At 42.9% G+C, this 22,537-nt stretch carries 15 protein-coding genes and 2 pseudogenes; 10 read left to right on the plus strand and 7 right to left on the minus strand.

Features of this window, described 5'->3' with window-relative positions; translation table 11 throughout:
• Nucleotides 1-7: 7 nt before the first annotated feature.
• The gene (locus QUB80_RS00900) at nucleotides 8-538 is read right to left on the minus strand and encodes an FKBP-type peptidyl-prolyl cis-trans isomerase (protein WP_289787618.1); all 531 of its coding nucleotides are present in this window, start codon (nucleotides 536-538) and stop codon (nucleotides 8-10) included.
• Between the two features lie 155 nt (nucleotides 539-693).
• Complete coding sequence (locus QUB80_RS00905) at nucleotides 694-1,017, minus strand: phasin family protein (protein WP_289787619.1); 324 nt, start codon at nucleotides 1,015-1,017, stop codon at nucleotides 694-696.
• 459 nt (nucleotides 1,018-1,476) lie between these two features.
• Here QUB80_RS00905 and QUB80_RS00910 point away from each other — a divergent pair, with 459 nt between their 5' ends.
• On the plus strand, nucleotides 1,477-2,937 hold the full coding sequence (locus QUB80_RS00910; RefSeq protein ID WP_289787620.1) for a YcjF family protein: 1,461 nt from the start codon (nucleotides 1,477-1,479) through the stop codon (nucleotides 2,935-2,937).
• Between the two features lie 119 nt (nucleotides 2,938-3,056).
• Nucleotides 3,057-3,716 (plus strand): alpha-ketoglutarate-dependent dioxygenase AlkB family protein, encoded by a 660-nt coding sequence (locus QUB80_RS00915; RefSeq protein WP_289787621.1) that lies wholly within the window; start codon nucleotides 3,057-3,059, stop codon nucleotides 3,714-3,716.
• 32 nt (nucleotides 3,717-3,748) lie between these two features.
• On the opposite strand, the gene QUB80_RS00920 is transcribed toward QUB80_RS00915, so the two are convergent.
• On the minus strand, nucleotides 3,749-4,825 hold the full coding sequence (locus tag QUB80_RS00920) for a PDDEXK nuclease domain-containing protein (RefSeq protein WP_289787622.1): 1,077 nt from the start codon (nucleotides 4,823-4,825) through the stop codon (nucleotides 3,749-3,751).
• Nucleotides 4,826-4,907: 82 nt separating this feature from the next.
• Here QUB80_RS00920 and QUB80_RS00925 point away from each other — a divergent pair, with 82 nt between their 5' ends.
• The 8 genes and pseudogenes from QUB80_RS00925 to QUB80_RS00955 all read left to right on the plus strand — a co-directional run bounded on the left by QUB80_RS00925 (nucleotide 4,908) and on the right by QUB80_RS00955 (nucleotide 15,954).
• Nucleotides 4,908-6,053: a DNA cytosine methyltransferase gene (locus QUB80_RS00925; protein ID WP_289788112.1), complete on the plus strand. Its 1,146-nt coding sequence runs from the start codon at nucleotides 4,908-4,910 to the stop codon at nucleotides 6,051-6,053.
• A gap of 203 nt (nucleotides 6,054-6,256) precedes the next feature.
• On the plus strand, nucleotides 6,257-6,937 hold the full coding sequence (gene deoC, locus QUB80_RS00930) for a deoxyribose-phosphate aldolase (RefSeq protein WP_016873819.1): 681 nt from the start codon (nucleotides 6,257-6,259) through the stop codon (nucleotides 6,935-6,937).
• Nucleotides 6,938-7,023: 86 nt separating this feature from the next.
• Nucleotides 7,024-7,617, plus strand: a pseudogene (recO, locus tag QUB80_RS35150) (DNA repair protein RecO); the annotation flags it as partial.
• Nucleotides 7,618-7,773: 156 nt separating this feature from the next.
• A pseudogene (locus tag QUB80_RS35155) lies at nucleotides 7,774-8,010 on the plus strand (DNA repair protein RecO); the annotation flags it as partial.
• Complete coding sequence (locus tag QUB80_RS00940) at nucleotides 7,997-9,601, plus strand: MFS transporter (protein ID WP_289788113.1); 1,605 nt, start codon at nucleotides 7,997-7,999, stop codon at nucleotides 9,599-9,601. The pseudogene QUB80_RS35155 and the gene QUB80_RS00940, both read left to right, overlap by 14 nt.
• A gap of 374 nt (nucleotides 9,602-9,975) precedes the next feature.
• The gene (locus QUB80_RS00945; RefSeq protein ID WP_289787624.1) at nucleotides 9,976-11,124 is read left to right on the plus strand and encodes a glycosyltransferase family 4 protein; all 1,149 of its coding nucleotides are present in this window, start codon (nucleotides 9,976-9,978) and stop codon (nucleotides 11,122-11,124) included.
• Between the two features lie 365 nt (nucleotides 11,125-11,489).
• Nucleotides 11,490-11,735 (plus strand): helix-turn-helix domain-containing protein, encoded by a 246-nt coding sequence (locus QUB80_RS00950; RefSeq protein WP_289787625.1) that lies wholly within the window; start codon nucleotides 11,490-11,492, stop codon nucleotides 11,733-11,735.
• Nucleotides 11,725-15,954: an ATP-binding protein gene (locus tag QUB80_RS00955; RefSeq protein WP_289787626.1), complete on the plus strand. Its 4,230-nt coding sequence runs from the start codon at nucleotides 11,725-11,727 to the stop codon at nucleotides 15,952-15,954. Before QUB80_RS00950 ends, QUB80_RS00955 begins: the two co-directional genes overlap by 11 nt.
• 69 nt (nucleotides 15,955-16,023) lie before the next feature.
• Here QUB80_RS00955 and QUB80_RS00960 read toward each other — a convergent pair whose 3' ends face one another.
• The 4 genes from QUB80_RS00960 to ccmP form a co-directional block, all read right to left on the minus strand.
• Nucleotides 16,024-17,010 carry a PRC-barrel domain-containing protein gene (locus QUB80_RS00960; protein WP_289787627.1) on the minus strand — a complete coding sequence of 329 codons (987 nt, stop codon included), beginning with the start codon at nucleotides 17,008-17,010 and terminating at the stop codon, nucleotides 16,024-16,026.
• 58 nt (nucleotides 17,011-17,068) lie between these two features.
• Nucleotides 17,069-20,740: a chromosome segregation protein SMC gene (gene smc / locus QUB80_RS00965; protein ID WP_289787628.1), complete on the minus strand. Its 3,672-nt coding sequence runs from the start codon at nucleotides 20,738-20,740 to the stop codon at nucleotides 17,069-17,071.
• Between the two features lie 252 nt (nucleotides 20,741-20,992).
• Entirely contained in the window at nucleotides 20,993-21,784 is a 792-nt protein-coding gene (locus QUB80_RS00970) for a pentapeptide repeat-containing protein (RefSeq protein ID WP_289787629.1), read from the minus strand.
• 10 nt (nucleotides 21,785-21,794) lie between these two features.
• Nucleotides 21,795-22,436 (minus strand): beta-carboxysome protein CcmP, encoded by a 642-nt coding sequence (gene ccmP / locus QUB80_RS00975; RefSeq protein ID WP_289787630.1) that lies wholly within the window; start codon nucleotides 22,434-22,436, stop codon nucleotides 21,795-21,797.
• Nucleotides 22,437-22,537: the final 101 nt, after the last annotated feature.

A 22,537-nucleotide genomic window follows, 5' to 3' on the forward strand; every position in this document is an offset into this window, starting at 1 on the left:
GCTATACCTAACCAGCTTTCAACAACTCCACATCAAAAATCAGCGTCGCGTTGGGGGGAATCACACCACCAGCACCACGAGCACCGTAACCTAACTCTGGGGGGATAATTAACTGACGACGCCCGCCTACTTTCATAGTACTAAGTCCCTCATCCCAGCCTTTGATCACTTGCCCAACGCCAACTTTGAAATCGAAGGGACGATTGCGATCGCGTGAACTATCAAACTTAGTACCATCCTCTAGAGTACCAGTGTAGTGAACCGTAACCTTTTGCCCTGGTTTAGGAGTCGCCCCATCTCCCTCAACTAGATCGACGTATTTTAACCCAGAAGGGGTAGTCACGACATTTTCATCTGATGAGAACATGGCAATGTTTGTAATGAGAGTTTTATTTTCGGTTATAGAAGTGGGAGCTTGTGTCGTTTCGGTAATCTGGGCAGCGATCGCAGATTCTTGTTTGCCACCGCCAACTTGCGTTAATACCAAAACTACAACACAAACCAGCATGAATCCCACGCTGAGTAAAATCGCTTTCAAAATTAGTCCTCCCTACTTAGGTTGTCTGGATATATATATAGAATGACCTGTAGGACAAAACTTAGTTTAAATCAGAAAGCGTATCCTTATGGAAAATTTGAATTTTAGATTTTAGATTGGAGATTTTAAGTTAGGTGAACATTAATTATAAATTTTTAGCGCCAAAGCTTATTTTCTAAATCACGCACTTGACGCTCCAACCTGTCAATTCTACCTCGCAGTTCATCAACTTCTGACTGGCGTGCAACCCCTAAATCTTGCAGCATATTTCGCATCTGCCGTTGCATATTGCCTTCCCAGTTGCCCTGTTCCGATTTTAACTGTTTGACCATATCATCCATCACTGCCTTGGCTTGCTCAGGATCAAGCTTGCCATCCTTCACCATCTGCTCGCTTGCTTCCCGTATTTTGTCTGCCACCATAGAAGTTGTACCAATACCGAGCATCAATAACTGCTGCATCCAGTTGTTACTGTCCATACTGCATTCCTATCACTTAATCTATAAACCAGACGAACCTGATTTTGAAATCTAAGGCAATACACCAATGCTGAAAGGTTAATTACTCTAGATTACAGCTCTATTCTGACAGACGTATACAGGAAATAATAAGGTGTGATTATCGAACTTGAGGATGGAAGATAAGGCAGATGGCAGAGGGCAGATGGCAGATGGGAAAATCCTCTTGCTGAATGTATTTTCAAGGTTAGTAGTTTAAGTTTAATTATGTCTGCCTATCTTACTTTCAGTTTTATGTCTTCTATTTTTTACCAATTTTGTAGTAATAACCGTCCATCATCAGACTTGCGATCGCAAGTCCTCTGGTAAGGCAAAGCAAATTTATATAAAGAAAGTTATGCTGTATCGCTTGTATAAGCCACCAGAAGTAAGCTTTTGATCTATTCTAAAGTAGAAATAATCCAAAAAGCGCGGTGAATCATGGTTGTGAAGTTGCAACGACCGATCTTAGTGGGAGGACTGGGACTAACATTTACTCTCTGGATGTTACAAAGTTTGCATCATTCTATGGTGCAGCTAGGTGAATTTAGTGTCATGAGTTTGTTGCTAGTTGGTGGCGGTTTGTGGTTATTGAAGCAAAATCGCCCTAAAAACGATTCGCAAATGCTAGAAATGCCTGTAGATCGCGCAACTGTTGAAAATGCGATCGCTAAAGCCGAAGTTGTGGTGAGCCAACTAGCAAGTGAAGCAGACAATCACCAAGCTTTAGTAACATTGCGAGAAAGAATACCCCAGCTGTACTTGGAGTTAGACAGAGAAGACATTCTTGTGGCTGTTACTGGTGGCAAGTCAGTGGGTAAAACCACTTTGATTCAGGTTTTAGAGTCTAACTGGCATCCACAGATCCGGCAAACAGTCAGCTTGCAAGAGACACCGCCTTTGTTTGCACAAGCCGAAGAAAACTCAGATGCCACTGCATTAGCACCAGCAAAGACAGCTGATTTTGTCTTGTTCCTCACAAACGGCGATTTGACAGATACAGAATTTCAAACAATACAGCAACTAAGAGCAGAGTATCAGCAATTAATGCTGGTTTTCAACAAACAAGACCAATATTTGCCAGATGAACGCGCTAACGTCTTGCTGTCACTAAAACAACGGATGCTGGGAAACGTAGTGGCAACTGCTGTTTCTCCCCTGCCTGTCAAAGTTCGCAAGCATGGTGAAGATGGTTCGGTGCAAGAATGGATGGAACAACCAACACCAGACATCCAGCAGTTAACACAGCAGTTGGGTGAGATTTTGGCACAGCAAGCACAGCAATTAGTGTGGGCAACCGTGATGAGAAAGACGCTGTCGCTCAAAGCCGAGGCGAAAAATTACTTGAATGGAATCAGACGCGATCGCGCTAACCCAGTGATTGAACAATATCAGTGGATAGCTGCTGCTGCTGCCTTTGCCAACCCAGTACCAGCACTAGATATTTTGGCAACTGCGGCAATCAACGCTCAGATGGTAATGGATTTGGGTAATATTTACCAGCAAAAATTTTCCATAGAACAGGCGAAAACCGTAGCTGGCGAAATGGGAGGTTTAATGCTGAAGCTGGGTTTAGTAGAACTTTCTAGTAAGGCGATCGGTACAGTTCTCAAGAGTCACGCTATCACCTTTGTTGCTGGTGGTGCAGTGCAGGGTGTAAGTGCAGCTTATCTGACGCGCTTGGCTGGACTTAGCTTAGTAGAATATTTCCAACAGCAGGAAGTAACTGTAAATTCTACCACTGGATTTAATGTGGAGAAATTGGGGCAAACTCTACAAAAGGTATTTCAACAGAACCAGCAGATTTCATTCCTGCAAGGGTTTGTCAAGCAAGGCGTGAAGCGTTTGTTGCCAGAAGTTGCTGAGGGTGAAATGATTGGTGCAGAGAAGGCGGTGGGATAACGCAAAATTTGTTAATGATGTTTGGTAATAGATGTAGCAGATGGGTAATCTTTTTCCACAGATAACTTATTTGCTACATCTATTAACTGAGTGTCATTTGTATGAAAAATAGCTGTGCTATGAATGCAATTCAGGGAAACTTACTCTCTGGGTTTGACTCTGTGATAGATGAGTCACCGAAGAGTGATGAGAAAGAAGTTCTATCTATGCCAGACGCTGATGTGATTTTCTATCGCAATTTTTATAATCAGCAAGAGAGCGATGAGCTTTTTCAAACCTTATTTAACGAAATCAAATGGCGACAAGATAAGATGAAAATTTACGGTAAGGAAGTAAACTTACCGAGAAAAACTGCTTGGTATGGAGATAAAAACAAGTCATATACATTCTCAGGTATTCATCTTCAGCCAGAGCCTTGGACACCTAGACTACTACAAGTAAAAGAGAAATTAGAGAAAATAGCAAAAGTTCAGTTTAATAGCGTCTTGCTAAATCTTTACCGAGATGGAAATGATGGAATTTCCTGGCATACTGATGCTGAAACAGAATTAGGTAAAAATCCTGTAATTGGTTCTGTTAGCTTTGGTGGAACAAGAAGATTTATGTTTAGACATAAGTACAATAAGGAATTGAAAGCAGAAATTGAGTTAACACATGGTAGCTTCCTACTTATGGCAGGCACAACGCAGCATTTTTGGCAGCATCAAATTCCAAAAACATCGAAAAATGTTCAACCAAGAATTAATTTAACTTTCAGAGTTATTGCTCATTCCCCTTAATAGTACTTGAATACTAAATTATATTTTTACGATTATTCTGGCGTTTTTATTTCAACTTCTAAATTTTCCAACTCGGCTTCTAACTGCTCAATTGTTGGTAACTTTCCTTGTAGTGATTCCGGCAAAGTATTCCTTAACTGATAAACTGAAACACCAATAGGCTTATTCATATCCCGCAAAGAATATTCAACAACTACCCGATTTTTGCTCTTGCACAAAATTATCCCAATAGTTGGCCGATCCTCTGGGTGTCTTAATGAATCATCTACCGCACTTACATAGAAATTCATCTTCCCAGAAAACTCTGGTTTAAACTCTTCAATTTTAAGTTCAATCACTACATAGCAGCGCAAACGCAAGTGATAAAACAATAAATCTATATAAAAATCTTCACCGCCAACCTCAAGATGGTACTGGCTGCCGACAAAAGCAAATCCAACCCCTAACTCTAATAAAAAATCACGAATGTGTTTGATTAGAGCTTGTTCTAAATCACGTTCTTGAACCTCTTCCCGCAAATTCAGAAAATCAAAGGAGTAAGGATCTTTCAATAGTTGCTTTGCCAATTCTGATTGCGGTTGGGGAAGAGTACGGTCAAAATTAGTGACAGCCTTACCCTGACGGTGAAACAACTGACTTTCAATCTGATGGACTAACACATTCCGACTCCAGCCATATTGTATGGCTTGTTGTGCATACCACAAACGTTCTATTGGATCTTTAACAGCATCCAGAATACGGATATTATGACCCCAAGGAATTTGTCCAACAATCTGTTGGACAAATTGCTCGTCTGGGTAAGCTTCAGCAAAGGCTCTCATGTACATTAGATTAGTACGTGAAAAACCCTTCATCTCTGGAAAAGCTTGCTGCAAGTCTGCTGCCAGACGAGTAATAACCTTTGCTCCCCAGCCTTGCTGTTGTTGTCGCTGGAGAATATCTCGTCCAATTTGCCAGTAGAGCAATACTAGCTCTTTATTGACTGCTAACGCTGCTCGAAGTTGAGCGTGAGAAATTCTTGTTTTTAGTTCTAGTAGAAAGTCGTCATAACCAAGAATATCAGAGGCACGAGCTTTTGATAGATTGCTTTTATCGTTTTTTGGCATCATGCAACTACAAGCAGCGGAAAAAGGCGCTAATATACATTAGTTTAAAACACACAATTCTGCTTGCCGCTTGTCGAATTTAACAATGAGCGATCGCCCCAGTATTTTCTCCTTTTTTGCTGGTTCGGGATTTCTAGATTTAGGCTTTGAAACCAGTGGTTTTAATATTGTTTATGTGAATGAGATTTCTTCCTCATTTATGGAAGCATACCGCTATTGTCGAGCTAATTTAAATCTACCGTTACCAGCATACGGATACCATTTCGGAGAAGAAGCAGATGTTACTAAACTCACTGAAAAATTACAAGCAATCTACTTACAAGAATTAGTACAAGACTGCCGCCAATTTAATAATATTATTGGATTTATTGGCGGCCCTCCCTGCCCTGACTTTTCAATTGGTGGTAAAAATAGAGGATACTTGGGAGATAATGGCAAACTATCAAATGCTTACATTGACTTAATTTGTCAACAACAACCCGATTTCTTTTTATTTGAGAATGTTAAAGGTTTGTGGAAGACAAAAAAACATCGATTGTTTTTTGAAGCAAAAAAACGGCAGTTAATTCAAGCTGGTTATTTATTAACAGAGCGTTTAATTAATGCTATTGAGTATGGCGTGCCTCAAGATAGAGATAGAATTATCTTATTGGGATTCAAAATCTCTTTAATTAAAGATTTAGGGATAAAAATATTAAATTATAATCAATTTCCTAGAGAAATTTTTCCTTGGGAAAAATACGTATCATTTAACAAAGAAAAAGTATTTACTTATCCTTGGAGTAAAAGTTCACCTTTTCAAGAAGATTCTATTTTGCCTTGCCCTCAAGATATTCCTGTGGAGCTAACCGTTGAATACTGGTTTAGAAAAAATGATGTGCTCCACCACCCCAATGCCAAACACTATTTTCAACCAAGGGCAGGTATTCAAAAATTCGCCACCATTGATGAAGGAGACGATTCCAGAAAATCTTACAAACGTCTGCACAGATGGCGTTACTCTCCTACAGCTTGCTATGGCAATAACGAAGTACATTTACATCCCTACAAAGTACGGAGAATTTCTGTAGCTGAAGCTCTGGCAATCCAATCTTTACCTACAAAATTCGTTTTGCCAGAGAATATGTCACTAACTAATATGTTTAAAACCATCGGTAATGGTGTGCCTTATTTAGCATCTAAAGGATTAGCTCACACTATCTTGGATTTTCTTGCAGGTGACAAAAGATAAATGCTATAATCTATACCTTAAAATAACAATTTTTTAACCAAAACACTTAACAAGAATAATTTGATATTACATAGAGATTACAACTTAAACTAAGCAAATCAGCTAAGTTTCAGGAAAAATCCTAAATATATAGTGGAGTTATTTATTAAAATAGTCTTAAGTTTATATAAAGATAAATAATCAATCACTATATAGAAGAAGCGATGGCAGCAGATTATCCAGATATTGATATTGCGCCATATATAGATCACTCCTTACTGATTCCAACAGCTACAACCGAGCAGGTGGAACAATGGTGTGAACAAGCAGATAGATTTCACTTTGCAGCGGTTTGCGTGTATCCTGCTCACGTGCGCTTTGCAGCAGAATACCTCTACGGTAAAAAGCCAAAAGTCTGTACGGTGATTGGCTTTCCTACTGGAGCCACAACTTCAGCAGTGAAATTGTATGAAGCTCAAGAAGCAGTGGAAAATGGCGCTACTGAGTTAGATGTGGTAATTAATTTGGGTTGGTTAAAAGCTGGTAAAACTGATGAGGTGCACAGGGAAATCGCAGAAATTTGTGAAGAAACTGGGCAAACAGTAAAGGTAATTTTAGAAACCAACCTACTGACGGATGCTGAGAAACGACTGGCTGCGGAAATATGTATGGATGCAGGGGCAGCTTTTCTCAAAACTAGTACAGGTTGGAATGGGGGTGCAACAGTGGCAGATGTGCGACTTTTGAAGGAAGTTGCTAAAGAAGCGGTGGGAATTAAAGCATCAGGTGGTATTCGCAGTATTGACCAAGCTCTTGACTTAATTTTGGCGGGTGCCACACGATTAGGCACATCTCGTGGTGTCGATTTGTTGCGACAGCGCGATACGCTGGAGAAAAGAGAGTAGTCATTTGTGATTTGTCACTTGTCCTTTGTCCTCTGTAAGGACTAACGATCAATGACTCATGACTAATGACCAATGACTAATAACTAATGAGTAAAACTTATAAAGCAACTGGAATTAATCTTAGAACCCAAGTTTTTGGCGAGTCAGATAAAATTGTTACGATTTTGACAAAAGAATATGGACTGATTCGAGCGATCGCCCCAGGAGCACGCAAGCATAATTCCAGCTTAGGTGGCAGGAGTGCAATGTTTGTGGTTAATGATTTACTGATTGCTAAAGGGCGATCGCTAGATAAAATTACGCAAGCCCAAACTGTAAAATCTTACTCAGGACTTGCGAAAGATTTGGGAAGGCTAGCAGCCAGCCAGTATTTAGCAGAGGTAGTGCTATGTCAAGGTTTAAGCGAACAACCTCAAGAAGAACTATATGAATTAATAAATGAACATCTGAGGCGGTTAGAAGTATTATCCAGCCAAAAAACACCCAGTGTCATGGCTCTTTTAGCTCATGGTTTGTTTCAACTATTAGCTTTGGCAGGATTTACGCCAGAAGTACATATGTGTTGTTTGACTCAGCGTCCTCTCATACCAGATTTTACAGACCCTAATTGGCAAGTAGGATTTAGTATTAACGCTGGTGGTATCGTTTGCTTGACAGCTTGGGAACGCCTGAGGAAAGAGGACACGGGGACACGGGGACACCCAGACACGGGGAAGGGGAATGAAGAGGACACGGGGAATATGAATAAAAGATTCTCCGCGTCACCGCGTCACCCCCTCTCCGCGTCTTCTCAAACCGCGTCTCCCTCACCATCTACTCGTAACCTTGATTACGAAACTATATTCCACAGGCAAGAAATGCCAGCACTTTCCAAACGTTTGAACGCAAGGGAATTGACTATACTCCAACATCTGTCGCAATCAGAGATAATGCAAGATACGACCCAAGATTGTAGCTGGTTATCTGTGGAGCAAGTTTTGCGTCAGTATGCCCAGTATCACTTTGGTCGCCCTATTCGCTCCGCTGCCTTGATTGATTCTTATTTTGCTGCAAACCATGATGCATCACTCTGATCTGGATCACAAAATCCTGCCACTGTCACCAAGTCATATCAAAAAGCAGAAGAGGGCATCAGTGGCTAAAGCACCTAGTCACCTCAGTGCTGTTCCAAAAACTACACCTGATTCAGCCCATGCTCAAGAAAAACCTGCCAAAAATCTTTCTCAAAATGAGCAATGGACATCAAAATCACTACCTGAAAAAAACTCTAATCATCAATCAACTAACACAGAAGTAAATACTAAAAATGAACCTAACGGTCAAATTGTGCCATTAGTAAATGGTGCTGTACCTGAAAAATCAAACCAAAACAAGCCTGATGATGCTAAAGAACATGGATTTTTGCCAGTTCTGAGAAATCCCAATTTTTTAGCACTTTGGGGAGGACAAGTTTTCTGTCAGTTGGCAGATAAAGTGTATTTGGTGTTGATGATAGCCCTAATTAATACTCATTTTCAAATAGGCGATCGCACCATTAGCACTTGGGTGTCAGCATTAATGATGGCTTTTACCATTCCCGCCGTCTTATTCGGTTCCTTGGCTGGTGTATTTGTAGATCGCTGGTCGAAAAAGATGGTACTAGTAGGAACAAACATTTGGCGGGGTATCTTGGTTTTGGTAATCCCCTTCTTACTTTGGCTCACCCATGATTGGCAACCGATAGGAGTCTTACCTGTAGGTTTTGCCATCATTTTGGGAGTCACTTTTTTAGTTTCCACCCTGACACAGTTTTTTGCACCAGCAGAACAGGCAGCAATTCCTTTAGTAGTTAAAGAACAGCATCTACTCTCAGCTAACTCTCTTTACACTACGACGATGATGGCGTCGGTAATTATTGGGTTTGCCATCGGTGAACCACTTTTAGCGGCTGCCGATCGCCTTTGGCTTGTAGTTGGTGGCAGTGAGGGGTTAGGTAAAGAAATTATTGTTGGCGGCAGTTATGCGATCGCCGGCATAATCTTATTACTACTGGGAACTAACGAAAAACATTACTCACCTAAAACAGAATATCCACATATCTTTGCTGACGTACAGGATGGTTTGCGTTATCTCAAAGATAATCCTCGGCTTCGTAATGCCCTGATTCAACTAATTGTCTTATTTTCTGTGTTTGCAGCATTAACTGTTCTTGCCGTTCGCATGGCAGAAGTAATTCCTAACCTAAAAGCCGAGCAGTTCGGATTTTTACTAGCAGCTGGCGGCGTCGGCATCGCTGTTGGAGCAACAATACTAGGACAGTTTGGACAACGCTTCTCTTATACACAGTTAAGTTTATTTGGCTGTGCAGGCATGGTCGCATCTTTGATTGGTTTATCTATATTCACACAGCAGCTATTTATCATCCTGTTGTTGGTAATGTTTTTAGGTATCTTTGGTGCATTAATTGGTATACCCATGCAAACAGCAATCCAAACAGAAACACCCCCAGAAATGCGTGGTAAAGTTTTTGGTTTGCAAAACAATGTGATTAATATTGCTCTTACCTTACCTTTAGCATTAGCAGGTGTAGCAGAAACCTTTATGGGATTGCAGGCAGTCTTTTTGGGATTAGGAGCGATTGTCTTTTTAGGTGGATTCTTGACTTTGTGTACTTCTCAAGAGTAAACACCTGTTCAAAGGGATTTTACCTATTCCCTTTGCACAATCAATTATTATCAAAAGTATTTGCTTTCATGGTAAACTTAAAAAAATAACAAAATCCCATAATTATTAATATTAGGGATAAATCCTAATTTTAGCTAGAAATAGCTTCTGGCTCGTTGTTGCTTTTTGATATTGACACAGTCCAATAACAACTTATAAATAAAACAAATAAATCTATAATCGACTTAGTGAATACAACATAAAAAAAATTGTTTGAAGTGGGTACTGGCTGTATTTTATGATTAGCAATAAGCCACGAAGTACAAAGAGCAAAACAGTACAAAGAATAAAAACTGATACACTAAACCCGCTTTTGTAAATAGTTAATCTAAAGAATGCACATAGCTTGGATTGGAAAAAAATCACCCTTTTGCGGTAATGTAACCTACAGTCGAGAAATTACAAATGCCTTACTAGAACTGGGACACCAAGTTAGCTTTCTGCATTTTGCCCAAGAAGAATCTGAACCAGACAACTGGCCGAAATTTCAAGAAGTTCCTCTGCCTTTCATTTACAAGTCCCAGGTTTACACTATCCCCACTTTTAAAGCAACTAAAGTCTTAACCCAGTCTTTAAAGAGCATCAAGCCAGACATAGTCCATGCTTCCCTCACCCTATCTCCCTTGGACTTTGTTTTACCAGAAATTTGTGAAGAATTGAATTTGCCCTTAATCGCGACTTTTCACACACCCTTTGCAGGTAAAGGGGCAAAACTGGTATCGGGAACTCAACTTTTGGCTTATCAACTCTATGCGCCTTTTTTGGGTAATTACGATCGCGTAATTGTATTTTCCCAAATTCAACGCGAATTATTAGCGCGGATGGGTGTGCCGCCAGACAAGATTGCGGTAATACCCAACGGCGTAGATATAACTAAATATTCGCCCGGTTCATCTGAAATTAAAGCCGACTTTGACGCCGATCGCTTATTTGTTTATCAAGGGCGATTAGCTCCAGAAAAGAACGTTGAAGCCCTCCTCCGCGCTTGGAAACAAGCGGAAATGGCTCCAGAAAGCAAATTACTTATAGTTGGCGACGGCCCCCTAAAATCTTCTTTAGAACCGTTTTATGGCCCCGAATACGGGATTATTTGGTTAGGATTTGTTGCCGATGAAAACCGACGCATCGATATCTTAAGAGGTGCAGATGTATTTATTTTACCTTCATTGGTAGAAGGTTTATCACTCTCCCTTTTAGAAGCAATGGCTTGTGGAATAGCGTGTATAGCTACAGATGTGGGTGCAGATGGAGAAGTATTAGAAAAGGGAGCAGGTGTAATTCTCAATCCTAAAACAGTGCGACCTCAACTGAGAACCCTCCTGCCACTATTTCAAGATCATCCTGAGTTAACAACTCTGCTCGGACAAAAAGCAAGAAAACGAGTATTAGAACGCTATACCCTCAGTAATAATGTGGCTGAATTAGAAATACTTTATAAAGAAGTGATCCGGCAGCGAAGCGTACAATTTACTTGGGGTGCGTAAATGAGACGGCATCAGTAGTGTCATTTCTAGTATAGTAGTTTTTCCAAAAAGTTTGAGACGAGCGATCGCATCACAGTATCTGGCATGATTCTGATTAGTGCGATTAAATTTTTTGCTAGTCAATAATGCAACATTTTAGCCTTGCCGCACCAATAATCATGTGGTGCGTTACTATTAAACTCTCAAATCATTACATAGCCGTAATACACCTACTACTGTCCCCTTCCTCTTCAAGCACCCCTACTTTTAGATTCTGCATCTTGGGGTAGAGGTGGTAAGGACTATGCCACGTGGTATATTCCAAAAATTAGGATCTCATGCGGTGTAGTCCAACCGCCAGTAGAAATCAAAAGGTATACGCACTCATGCCTGCAATAGAACAGCCAAAGTTTGCAGAGTTGATTCGACAGACAAGAGCGCGTCTTGAACTCTCGCAATTTGAATTTGTATCTTTGTTTCAAAGCGTTAACCGATGGGAGAAGGGGCGGACAAAGCTTTTATCGTTGGCTTTAAAACAAATTGAAGTGCTAGTGCATCCAATGGACGATCACGCCAAAGATCTGCTAGAAAAATACTTTCAGGGACAAGGAGTTAAAAACTGTGAACCCTGATGTCAAAGCAACTGTTCCTGAAGATTTATTTATAGGTGGTGGAGAGATGGGAACGTTGATGCGATCGCACGATTGGTCGCAAACGTCCCTTGGTTGTGTTGAAAACTGGCCGCAAAGTCTGAAAACTGCTGTACGCATTATGTTAACCTCTCGCCAAGCCATGTTTGTCTGGTGGGGCGAGGAACTAATTAACCTTTACAATGACGCCTACAAAGCGATCGTTGGCGGCAAACATCCACAAGTGTTGGGGCAACCGGCTTCCTACGTGTGGCGTGAAATTTGGGATCAGGTTGGGCCTCGTGCCGAATCGGCGATGCTCACAAATGAAGGCACTTACGACGAATCGCTGCTACTGATCATGGAGCGGAACGGCTATCCGGAGGAAACTTATTACACGTTCTCCTATAGCCCGGTTCCTAACGACGAAGGTGGTACAGGTGGCATCATTTGCGCCAATACAGATGACACACAACGTATCATTGGTGAGCGCCAGTTGGTACTGCTGCGGGAATTGGCAGCTATGATGGCAGATGCACGCACGTTTGAGCAAGCTTGTACACTGAGTGCGAGTTGTCTAGAAACAAACCCCTACGACCTCCCCTTCGCGATGATTTATCTGGCCGATCCAGATCAGCAGCGCGTCAATCTAGCTGCTACTTGCGGTATCGGACGGGAACATCCAGCAGTGCCTGAAACTGTCGCTGTTGATGCCGATGCAGTTTGGCCCTTTGCAGAAGTTCTCAAGAAGAATAAACCATGTTTAGTTTTTGATTTAGGATCATATTTTACTAACCTACCCACAGGTGCTTGGAAGCGGCAACCTCATCAGGCAATAGCTGTGCCGATAGCATCATCAGGTCAAAAAGGGCGAATGGGAATATTAGTTGTCGGGCTAAACCCGTTCAGGCTCTTTGACGATAATTATCAAAGATTTGTTGAGCTAATTTCAGCTCAAATCGCGGCTAGCATAGCTAATGCTCAAGCCTATGAAGAAGAACGTAAACGGGCAGAGGCACTAGCAGAAATTGATCGGGCGAAAACTGTCTTCTTCAGCAACGTTTCTCATGAATTTCGTACCCCGTTAACTTTAATGCTAGGCCCTTTGGAGGATATTTTAGCTGCACATGGGGAATTGTCGAACGAACACCGACAACAGCTAGAACTAGTACATCGTAATAGCCTCCGCTTGCTCAAGCTTGTCAATACCCTGTTAGATTTTTCGCGGATTGAAGCAGGTAGGATTCAAGCGAGCTATAAACCTACTGATTTGGCTACATTGACTACGGAGTTATCGAGCGTATTTCGTTCTGCGATCGAGCGGGCAGGTTTGCGTTTAAATGTGGAGTGTGAACCGCTCCATGAACCTGTTTATGTTGATCGAGATATGTGGGAGAAAATTGTACTCAACTTGCTCTCGAACGCCTTCAAGTTCACCTTTGAGGGTGGAATTACGGTGCTGTTGCGTAATTTAGATAATAGTGTTGAACTAATTGTGCGAGATACGGGTACGGGAATTCCTGCTGCTGAGTTGCCGCATCTGTTTGAGCGTTTTCATCGCGTCCAAGGAGCAAGAGCGAGGACATACGAGGGTTCAGGAATTGGACTGGCTTTAGTACAAGAGCTAGCTCGCTTACATGGTGGGAGGGTGCAGGTTGAAAGTATTGAAGGAGAAGGATCTACATTTACGGTCATAATTCCTACTGGTACTGCTCATTTACCGCCCGATTCTACATCCAATCGTGTCCAAACTAACTTAACTCCTGTCTCATCTGCACTTGGCGCGGCTCCCTACGTCGAAGAAGCCTTAAGATGGTTGCCAGAAGAGGCGGGAGATAGTGAACATATCTCCGTGTCCCCGCGTCCCCACCTCCCCGTGTCCTCTGACTCTGCCCGTATTCTCCTCGTTGACGATAATGCTGATATGCAGGATTATGTCAAGCGGTTGTTGAGTAGTAGTTATCAGGTTGAGGCAGTAGGTGATGGCATGGCAGCCTTGCAGGCGATCGCTGATTGCCTGCCAGATTTAGTTCTCAGCGATGTGATGATGCCCGGCTTAGATGGCTTTGGCTTGTTGAAGGCGCTGCGGAGTGACGCTCGCACTCGCGAGTTACCCATCATCCTACTTTCAGCAAGAGCTGGAGAAGAGGCACAAATTGAAGGATTAGAAGCTGGTGCGGACGATTATTTGATTAAGCCTTTTAGTGCTAAAGAATTATTGGCTCGTGTTCGTGCTCATCTAGAAATGGCTCAACTGCGTCGGGAGGCAGCCCAGCGAGAGCAGGTTTTACGCACTGAAGCTGAAACGGCTCGCGATCAAGTTCATAATATCTTAGAAAGCATTACTGATGCGTTTGTGGCGTTTGATAGCCAATGGCGTTATACCTATGTGAATCAGGCTGCTGCCCAACTGTTAGGGCAATCGCCACAAGAATTGATTGGCAAACAAGTGTGGCAGGAGGTATTTCAGACAGAAGTTGGGGGGCTGGCATACCGGGAACTGCACCGAGCAGTGGCAGAACAAATTCCTGTCTGGTGGGAGGAGTTTGGTGAACCGATTGGGCGCTGGTTGGAAGTCAACGCTTACCCTTCTGCGGATGGAGTTGCGGTGTATTTTCGTGATATTTCCGATCGCAAACAAGCAGAGGCAGCTTTAAAGGCAAGCGAAGAACGCTATCGGTGTTTGGCTGAGTTAATTCCGCAATTGGTGTGGACAGCCAGCCCAGAAGGAGTGTTGCTAGATGTCAATCAACGCTGGTTGGATTTCACTGGTTTAACGCTTGCCCAAGCAAAAACCGCAGGTTGGCAAGTGATTATCCATTCTGATGATATACCAACTCTCAGCCAGAATTGGACAGCAGCGCAACAAACAGGTACAAACTATCGAGCCGAAGGGCGGATGCGGCGGGCAGATGGTGTGTACCGATGGCATTTACACCAAGCTGTGCCGCTAAAAGATGAGCAAGGGCAAATTATCAAATGGTTCGGCACAGCAACTGATATTGAAGAACAAAAACAATTGCAACAGCAGCGCGATCGCATTCTGCAACGAGAACAAGCCGCACGGGAAGAAGCCGAGGTAGCGAATCGGATCAAGGATGAATTTTTGGCAGTATTGTCCCATGAGTTGCGATCGCCCCTAAATCCGATTTTGGGCTGGGCAAAACTACTCCTAGCTGGCAAGCTGGATGAGATAGCAACTCGTCGTGCTTTAGAGACAATCGAACGTAATGCTAAATTACAAACCCAATTAATTGAAGATTTACTCGATGTCTCCCGCATTCTCCAGGGCAAGATGGTAATATCTCAGGTGAACTTGGCAACTACTATTGAGGCTGCTCTAGAAACGGTACGCTTGGCAGCCCAAGCCAAAGGTATTCAAATTCACAAAAACTTTGCCACCGATGTAGTAATTGTGTCTGGGGATTCTGCTCGTCTCCAGCAAATTGTCTGGAATTTACTCTCAAATGCCATTAAGTTTACTCCCTCAGGGGGAAGAGTCGAGATTTGGCTAGAGTGTATTGATTCATTTGCTCTGATTACGATTAAGGATACCGGCAAGGGCATTAGTTCAAAATTTTTGCCTTATGTTTTTGAATATTTTCGTCAGGAAGATGGTAAAACCACTCGAAAATTTGGGGGTTTGGGATTGGGATTAGCAATTGTCCGTCACCTGAGTGAGTTGCATGGAGGAACAGTTAAGGTAGAAAGTCAGGGTGAGGGAATGGGTGCGATATTTAGGGTGAAATTACCGTTAATGAAGGTTGTTGAAGAGAAAAATCAAGATAATCTCACCTCTATCAGCACCTTTGATTTTAGTCAACTGCAAATTCTTATCGTTGATGATGAAGCCGATATGCGAGACTTGGTACTCACCATTTTGGAACAGTATGGGGCGCGGGTGAGTGTTGCCGCATCAGCAACTGAGGCTTTGACTCTGCTGGAGTGCTTCCAGCCTGACATATTGATTAGCGACATTGGAATGCCCGATATCGACGGCTATATGCTGATGCAAGAAATTAGGAAGCGATCGCCCAAACAAGGAGGATTAATTGGGGCGATCGCGCTGACTGCCTACGCCGCAGAATACGATCAAAAGCAAGCTCTGCAAGCAGGTTTTCAACAACATCTAGCAAAACCTATTGAACCAGAGGAATTAGCTCAGGCGATCGTGGCATTGATTGAAAGAATGGATGAGCAAAAAGAACGTGGCAATATTTGAAATATAACAGCGTCATACCTTGAAGGGATATGGCGCTGGGCTTACGGCAGTTAAGCTACAGGAGTAACTTTAATAGCCGCCTTCTTCTTCGTATTCTGGCTGTCTCTCTTTAACTTTCTTCGGGATGTTTATCGGTTTTGGCGGTTCATCATCCCAAGCGTCGCGATTGAGATCGTCGTCGTAGTCGTCGTAATCTTCGGCGTATGACTTATTGTTGTAAGCCGGAGGTTCGTAGGGTTGTGCCTGGTATCTATCTTTACCTGTTGCCTCACTCCAATTGTCTTCTTCTTCCTCTTCGTAGCGAATCGACTCGTAGGCTCTCGCTTCCATGACTCGCCGTTGAGGAGGGCGTTCTTCTTCATAATAATCTTCGTCCCATTCTTGGGCGACGGGTTCGGGTGCGCGAACTTTTGGCTTAATTGGCTCGATTGGTACTCCACTTGGTAGTTGATTTGGTGGTGCAATTGCACGGGGAGCATAGTCGTATCCTTCAGCTTCTTCCCGCTCCCACGGCGCTCTGCCGATACCAAGACGCTCTAGTATACCAACAGTCAATTGGACGACACGCTCTTCGGCTCCTTCAAATACAATTAACCTGTTGGGACCTGTACTGACAATCTCATCTACTGATAACTCGTAGGTACTCAAGAAAGAGTCAGGAATTTGCGGCACTCCCAAAGATGCAACGACAATGGAGTAAATCTTACCTGTTTCTCCATTAAATTTGAAACCTCGGACTCTACCTAATACTTCACCTGTTTCGGTAATAACTTCCCAGTTGATCAGGTTACTGTAGGCTTCAACTTCAATATCTTCGATGACATCCTCGTTATCAACCAGAATTACATCCCCGATCTGGTTGATGTTGCTCAGGTACATATAGCGCGGTATGCCAGAGACGGAGATCAGGCTATCTCGCAAACCAAGAGCCACAACCTCTCGCTGATCTACATCTACCCAGACTTGATTGACTATTCCCAGTCGCTTGCCATTGTCACGGGTGATTACCTGAGTATTTAAAATATCGGAACGCCTAATTACTTGTTCAGAGGTCATTCTATACGGAGTCCTGATCTCGAATCCGGTTTATCTATACACTATTATTAACAAAAATTCAAGCAGATGTATTGGAGGATTGTAACTTGATACCCAAAACTTGAGTAAAAGCTCCTCTCGCTTGAGTAACGCCAATTGTGCGTTCGGCTGATTCTATCATCGGGCGGCGCAAACTCACAACTATAAATTGTGCTTGTTGCGCCTGTTGTTTAATCATTTTAGCTAATCGTTCCACATTTGCCCCATCCAGAAACATATCTACTTCGTCAAACGCATAAAATGGTGATGGACGATATCTTTGCAGGGCAAAAATAAAGCTTAAAGCTGTTAAAGATTTTTCTCCTCCAGACATGGAAGCCAGGCGTTGTACTGGTTTGCCTTTAGGGTGTGCAACTAAGTTAAGTCCGCTATTAAACGGATCTTCTGGATTGTCGAGTTGTAAATAACCGTCACCTTCAGAAAGAGTTGCAAAAATTGATTTAAAGTTTTCATTTACAGCGTCAAAAGCTTCTTGAAAAGCGCGTTGTCGTAAAGTCGTAAAATTCTCAATTCGCAACAATAATTCTGTTCTTTCTGCTTCTAGTGTCTGTAATTTTTGACTGAGTTCTTCTAACCGTTTTTGGGTGCGTTCATATTGTTCTAACGCCAGCATATTAACTGGTTCCATCGCTTGCAAGCGTTTGGAAAGCGATCGCAATTCTTTTTGCAATTCTTCTAAATCTACTTTATCTGGCACCTCTGGCAAGGGAGATGGCAAGTCTGCCGCGACTGTTTGCAATTGTGCTTGCACGTTGGCTAGTTCTTCTCGTCTTGTTAGCTGAGTTTCTTGTAGTTTTTGCAGTTCCCACTCTAATTGTTGCTGACGCAGCAAGTTGGAGCGTAATTCAGCTTCTGTGCGATCGCGTTTTTGTTTTTCTTCTCCCAAATTCTGTTCCATCTGCGCCAAGGCAGCGCGGGTTTGGATAATTTGCTCGTCAATTTTATTTATTTCACCACAGACGCGAGCAATCGTGTCTCTACAAGATGTTTGCTGCGTTTGATATTCTGCGATTCGCTGTTCGGCTTCTTGAATTTTCTCTTGCAATCTTTGTTGTTGATTTTCCAGGTTTTTGAGGTGTTGTTCTGCCTCTCGTAAAGCTTGCTCTTGCTGTTGCAATTGTTGCTCTTGAGTTTTAATTGTCGCTTGGATTTGTTGCCATTCTTGGGGAGTTTGGGAAGCTTCCAATTCTGCCAAGGTGTGGCGTAATTGTTGCAATTGCTGCTCTTGAGTCGGTAATTCCCGGTCTAAAACTTCGAGGCGAGATTGGGCAGTGGCAAATTTCTCGCTGTTTTGAGCAAGTTGTGATCCCGTTGTTTCTAATTGAGATGTCAAAGTTTTAACTTCTTTTTGCAACTGTTCCAGCAGCAATTGCTGTTCCCGTCGTTTGCCTCGTGCTTCTGTCACCTCTTGCGATAATTCTTTTGCTCTAGTCGAAAGAGATGCGATCGCCTCGGTACAACGCTCTAAAACTCTCTCAATATCTATCAACCGCTTTTTCAGCGCCCCTACTTCTTCAGATTCCGCCGCTTCCACACTGCCAAATCGCAACGCCGAACGCTGGGTAATGCTACCACCAGTCATGGCGCCGCTAGTTTCTAGCAATTCTCCATCCAAAGTCACAATCCGATATAAGCCCAGATTGCTACGTGCTTGTTCCAGATTGGCAAATACGACTGTGTTACCAAAAACGTAATTGAACACGTCTTTATAGCGGCGATCGCAATCAACTAAGTTAACAGCATAATCTACGAAACCCTTAGCATAACGCAGCGTAAAATCTTGATTAATTTTCGGGGCATGAATCTTATTTAACGGTAAAAAAGTCGCTCTCCCCGCCCGTTTTTGTTTAAGCAGTTCAATTCCGGCAGCGGCAATTGAATCATCTTCCACAACAATATGCCCCAACCGCGCACCAGCAGCAATTTCCAACGCCAATTGATAGCGGGGTTCCACCCTTCCCAACTGAACAACTAACCCACAAATACCAGATATTCCCGCTTGCAGGATGACTTTGCTGGCACCAGTTCCTTGCACTTCTTGCTGTGCTTGGGCTTGCGCTTCTAATTTATCCAACTGGCGTTGTTTCTCTCGCTGTTCTTGCAACAAGCGTTTTTGAGTATCTTGTTGGATTTGCAATTCTTGTTCTGTAGCAGCTAAATCTTGCGCTAAATTCTGGATAGGTTCAGTGGCAGCATTAAATTCCGTTTCTAAGCGAGTACACTCAGCTTGTTTTTGGGCTAATTGCGGTTCTAAAGTTTGTATGAGTCGAGTTTGTTCTTGAATTTGCTCCTGTAGTTGGCGATCGCGTTCCCGTAGTTGGGCTTGTTCTGTGCGCTGGGGTTCGAGTGTTTGTAGTAAAGCTTCGATTTGGCGGTTGAGTGCAGTTTGTTGTTGTACCCAAGCCTCGGAAGCAGAAGCAATTTCCGCAGCTGCTTGGCGAGAACTTTCTAAGACTTGTTGGGCTTGATCCCGTTGTTGTTGGTAAGAAGCGACATTTTGCGTCTGCTGCTGTTGTTGTTGTGCCAGTTGTTCTATAGTTTGCTGATACTGTTGGATTTCTTGCTGAGTTTGAGCCAGACGCTTGACTGTTTCTTGAGAAGTAGTTTCTAGTTCCGATTGCTGACGCTGGAGTTGTTTGCGTTCTGCTTCTTGATTCGCAAGAGCAGATTGTACCGCTAAAAGTTCATCTTCTCCCAATGCTTTGACACGGGCATTAAGTTGATCTAGTTCAGCAGTTTTTTGAGTAATTTCTGTATTTAGGGATGTGAGTTGTTCTGTAAGTTCTGTGGAAGTGCGATCGCCTGCTTGAATTTGGGTAGCTAAATTTTCTTGTTGATTTTGCAGGGTACGCCACGACAAAACAGCTTCCCACTTTTGTTTTTCCAGAAATTCAGTGCGGAGTTTTTGGTATTTTTCGGCTTTAGTTTTGTCTTGAGAGAGGCGATCGCACTGGGCGGTTAATTCTGTCTCAATAATTCGGCAGCTATCTTCTTTTTCTTTAACTTCTTCTAAAGTTTCTTTCGCTTGGTTAATTTTACGGTCAAATGCTGCTACTCCTGCCAATTCATCAATAATTTCTCGCCTCTCGCGCTGATTCATGGAAATAATGCTGGTGACGTCCCCTTGGAGAACAACGTTGTATCCTTCAGGGTAAACACGCAGACGCTCTAGTTCTCCATGTAACTCACTTAGCGTACAAGAAACACCGTTAATAGAATAATTTGATGTGTAAGTACCTTGGGGAGTCACTCGCAGCTTTCTAGTAACACACCAGTCATTACCAGGTGTAGCGCGGATTTTCTCGCGGCGATTTTTTTCGTCTTCCGTCTGTTGCTGTTCTTCTTCTGTTTCTACTTCAGGGGTATCAATCTCTACAGTAGAGACAATCGGTTCGCTGTCTAAAAGTTCATCTGGCTCATGATCTGATAAATCAAACGTCACCGTCACACTAGCTTCAACAGTGGCGCGGGATTTACTAGTTTGAGTAGTGTTAACCAAGTCAGGTAAGCGATCGGCTCGCATTCCCTTAGAGCTAGCAAGCCCCAAACAAAATAGTAACGAGTCTAGAATATTCGATTTGCCCGAACCATTTGGCCCAGAGACGACAGTAAACCCCGGCAGTAGTGGCACAGAGGTTGTACCGCCGAAGGATTTGAAATTTGTGAGTTCAACGCGCTTTATATGTACCATAGGCGCTGTTTTTCTGGGCTAATGAGTTCAAGTGTACCAATAAAGATATTAAGCGATAAGAAAATCAAGATTATAACGGTTTTAGATTTGGTTAAGCATAGAATTTCATAGAAGGCTTTGTGCTTCTACAGCGTAATGGACATAATCGAGAATCGCTATATTAATCGTCAAGATTTAATATCAATTCTCCAAAATCGTTTTATACAACATTATTCTCCGCGTCAACTAAATCACATCACCAGCGATCGCTCCTCACTCAGGCATAATAATCTCGTCAAAATTCACGCCACTCAAGTTAGCCCCTGTAAGATTTGCTCCTATGAGGTTTGCTCCTGTGAGATTTGCTCCTGCCAAGTTTGCTCCTTTGAGATTAGTCCATCGCAAGTCAGCTTTGCTCAAATCTGCTTCACTTAAATTAGCCCGCACCAAGTACGCACCACTCAGGTGAGCCTTGTTGAGATTAGCTTTGTACAAGTTAGTTTTGTAAAGGTACGCCCCGATCAATTCCGCCTCATACAGATTTGCCTCACCCAGATCTGCTGCAATTAAGTTAGCTGCAATTAAGTTGGCAAAACAGAGATTAGCCCGGATTAGCTTTGCTGCACCCAAATCGGCTTCTTTGAAGTTAGCGCCCTTCAACTCAGTTCCAATTAAGTTAGTATCAGCGAGCCAAGCGCCTTTGAGATTTGCCTCACTCAAATCAGAACCAATTAGATTGGCATGAGTCAGATTTGCTTGTGTAAGTGTAGCACTGCTCAATTTAGCAACGCTCAAGTTAGCCGCACTCAAGTCAGCTTCAATCAAAATTGCTCCGTGGAGGTTCGCACTACTGAGATCGGCTCCACTGAGGTTGGCTCGCACTAGTAAAGCATGCTCTAAATCCACTTTGCTCAAGTTTGCCCCCTGGAGGTTGGCACCTCTGAGGTTATCTCCAGATAGGTTAGCAGCACTTAAGTCTGGTTTAATTAGGGGATTTTGCCTTCTCCAGTCAATCCAGGTGACTGCACCTGCTTTGAGTAAAGCCAGATGCTCAAGATTTGTCATCTTCTCTCCTTTATTCCTGACGCCCACCCTGGGGATTTGTCCTACCAGCTACGCTTTCAATCGCTGTTCGTGCTCCCTCTGCACCTGCAAGAATATCCCGTTCTTGCCCACCTAAGTACAGTCTTCCAAAGCTGCCTACAGCTTGCACCTCAAGGATGTTAATCGCTGCCGCTTTCTCTGCTTCATTGGCAGCTAGTGCGGCGTAAGCAGCAGGCTCCACTTCTAACACATACAGCGTTTGTCCCGCTAGTAGTAGCTGTCCCCTTCTTGTGCGATTGATCAATTGTGCTTGGTAAGCATCAATGTTGCGGATAATTTGGCTAGAAACGACACGCGGTTTAATACATTCCTGTTTTTTGACTCCTAACATTGCCAAAATGGCTTGACCAGCAGCTCGTGTTTCACCTTGAGAGCTAGAATGAACTTCTAGTAAACCGTAAAGTCTTTCTACTACCTGTACTCCAGGACGTACAGAGGCAGCTTTGAGTGCTACATCTGTAATTTTATTAATTTCAATTCCAGGAGAGATTTCAATCCACAGCGATGTATCGCCTGGCAATGGCAAGAAACCTTGAGCTACTGTTCCTATATATGCTGCGTGTTGAGGTTGCAAGCTGTCGAGAAATACGAAACTACGTAGTTCTATTCCCAAGGTTTTGCTCTCCAGTCATGAGGTTAAAAGTTAACAATTGCAATATATGAGTCTAACTTTTTACTGCTAGACATTACTATTATTCAATTCCAGTAGCCTGA

Source organism: Chlorogloeopsis sp. ULAP01 (assembly GCF_030381805.1).
Taxonomy (GTDB): Bacteria; Cyanobacteriota; Cyanobacteriia; order Cyanobacteriales; family Nostocaceae; genus Chlorogloeopsis.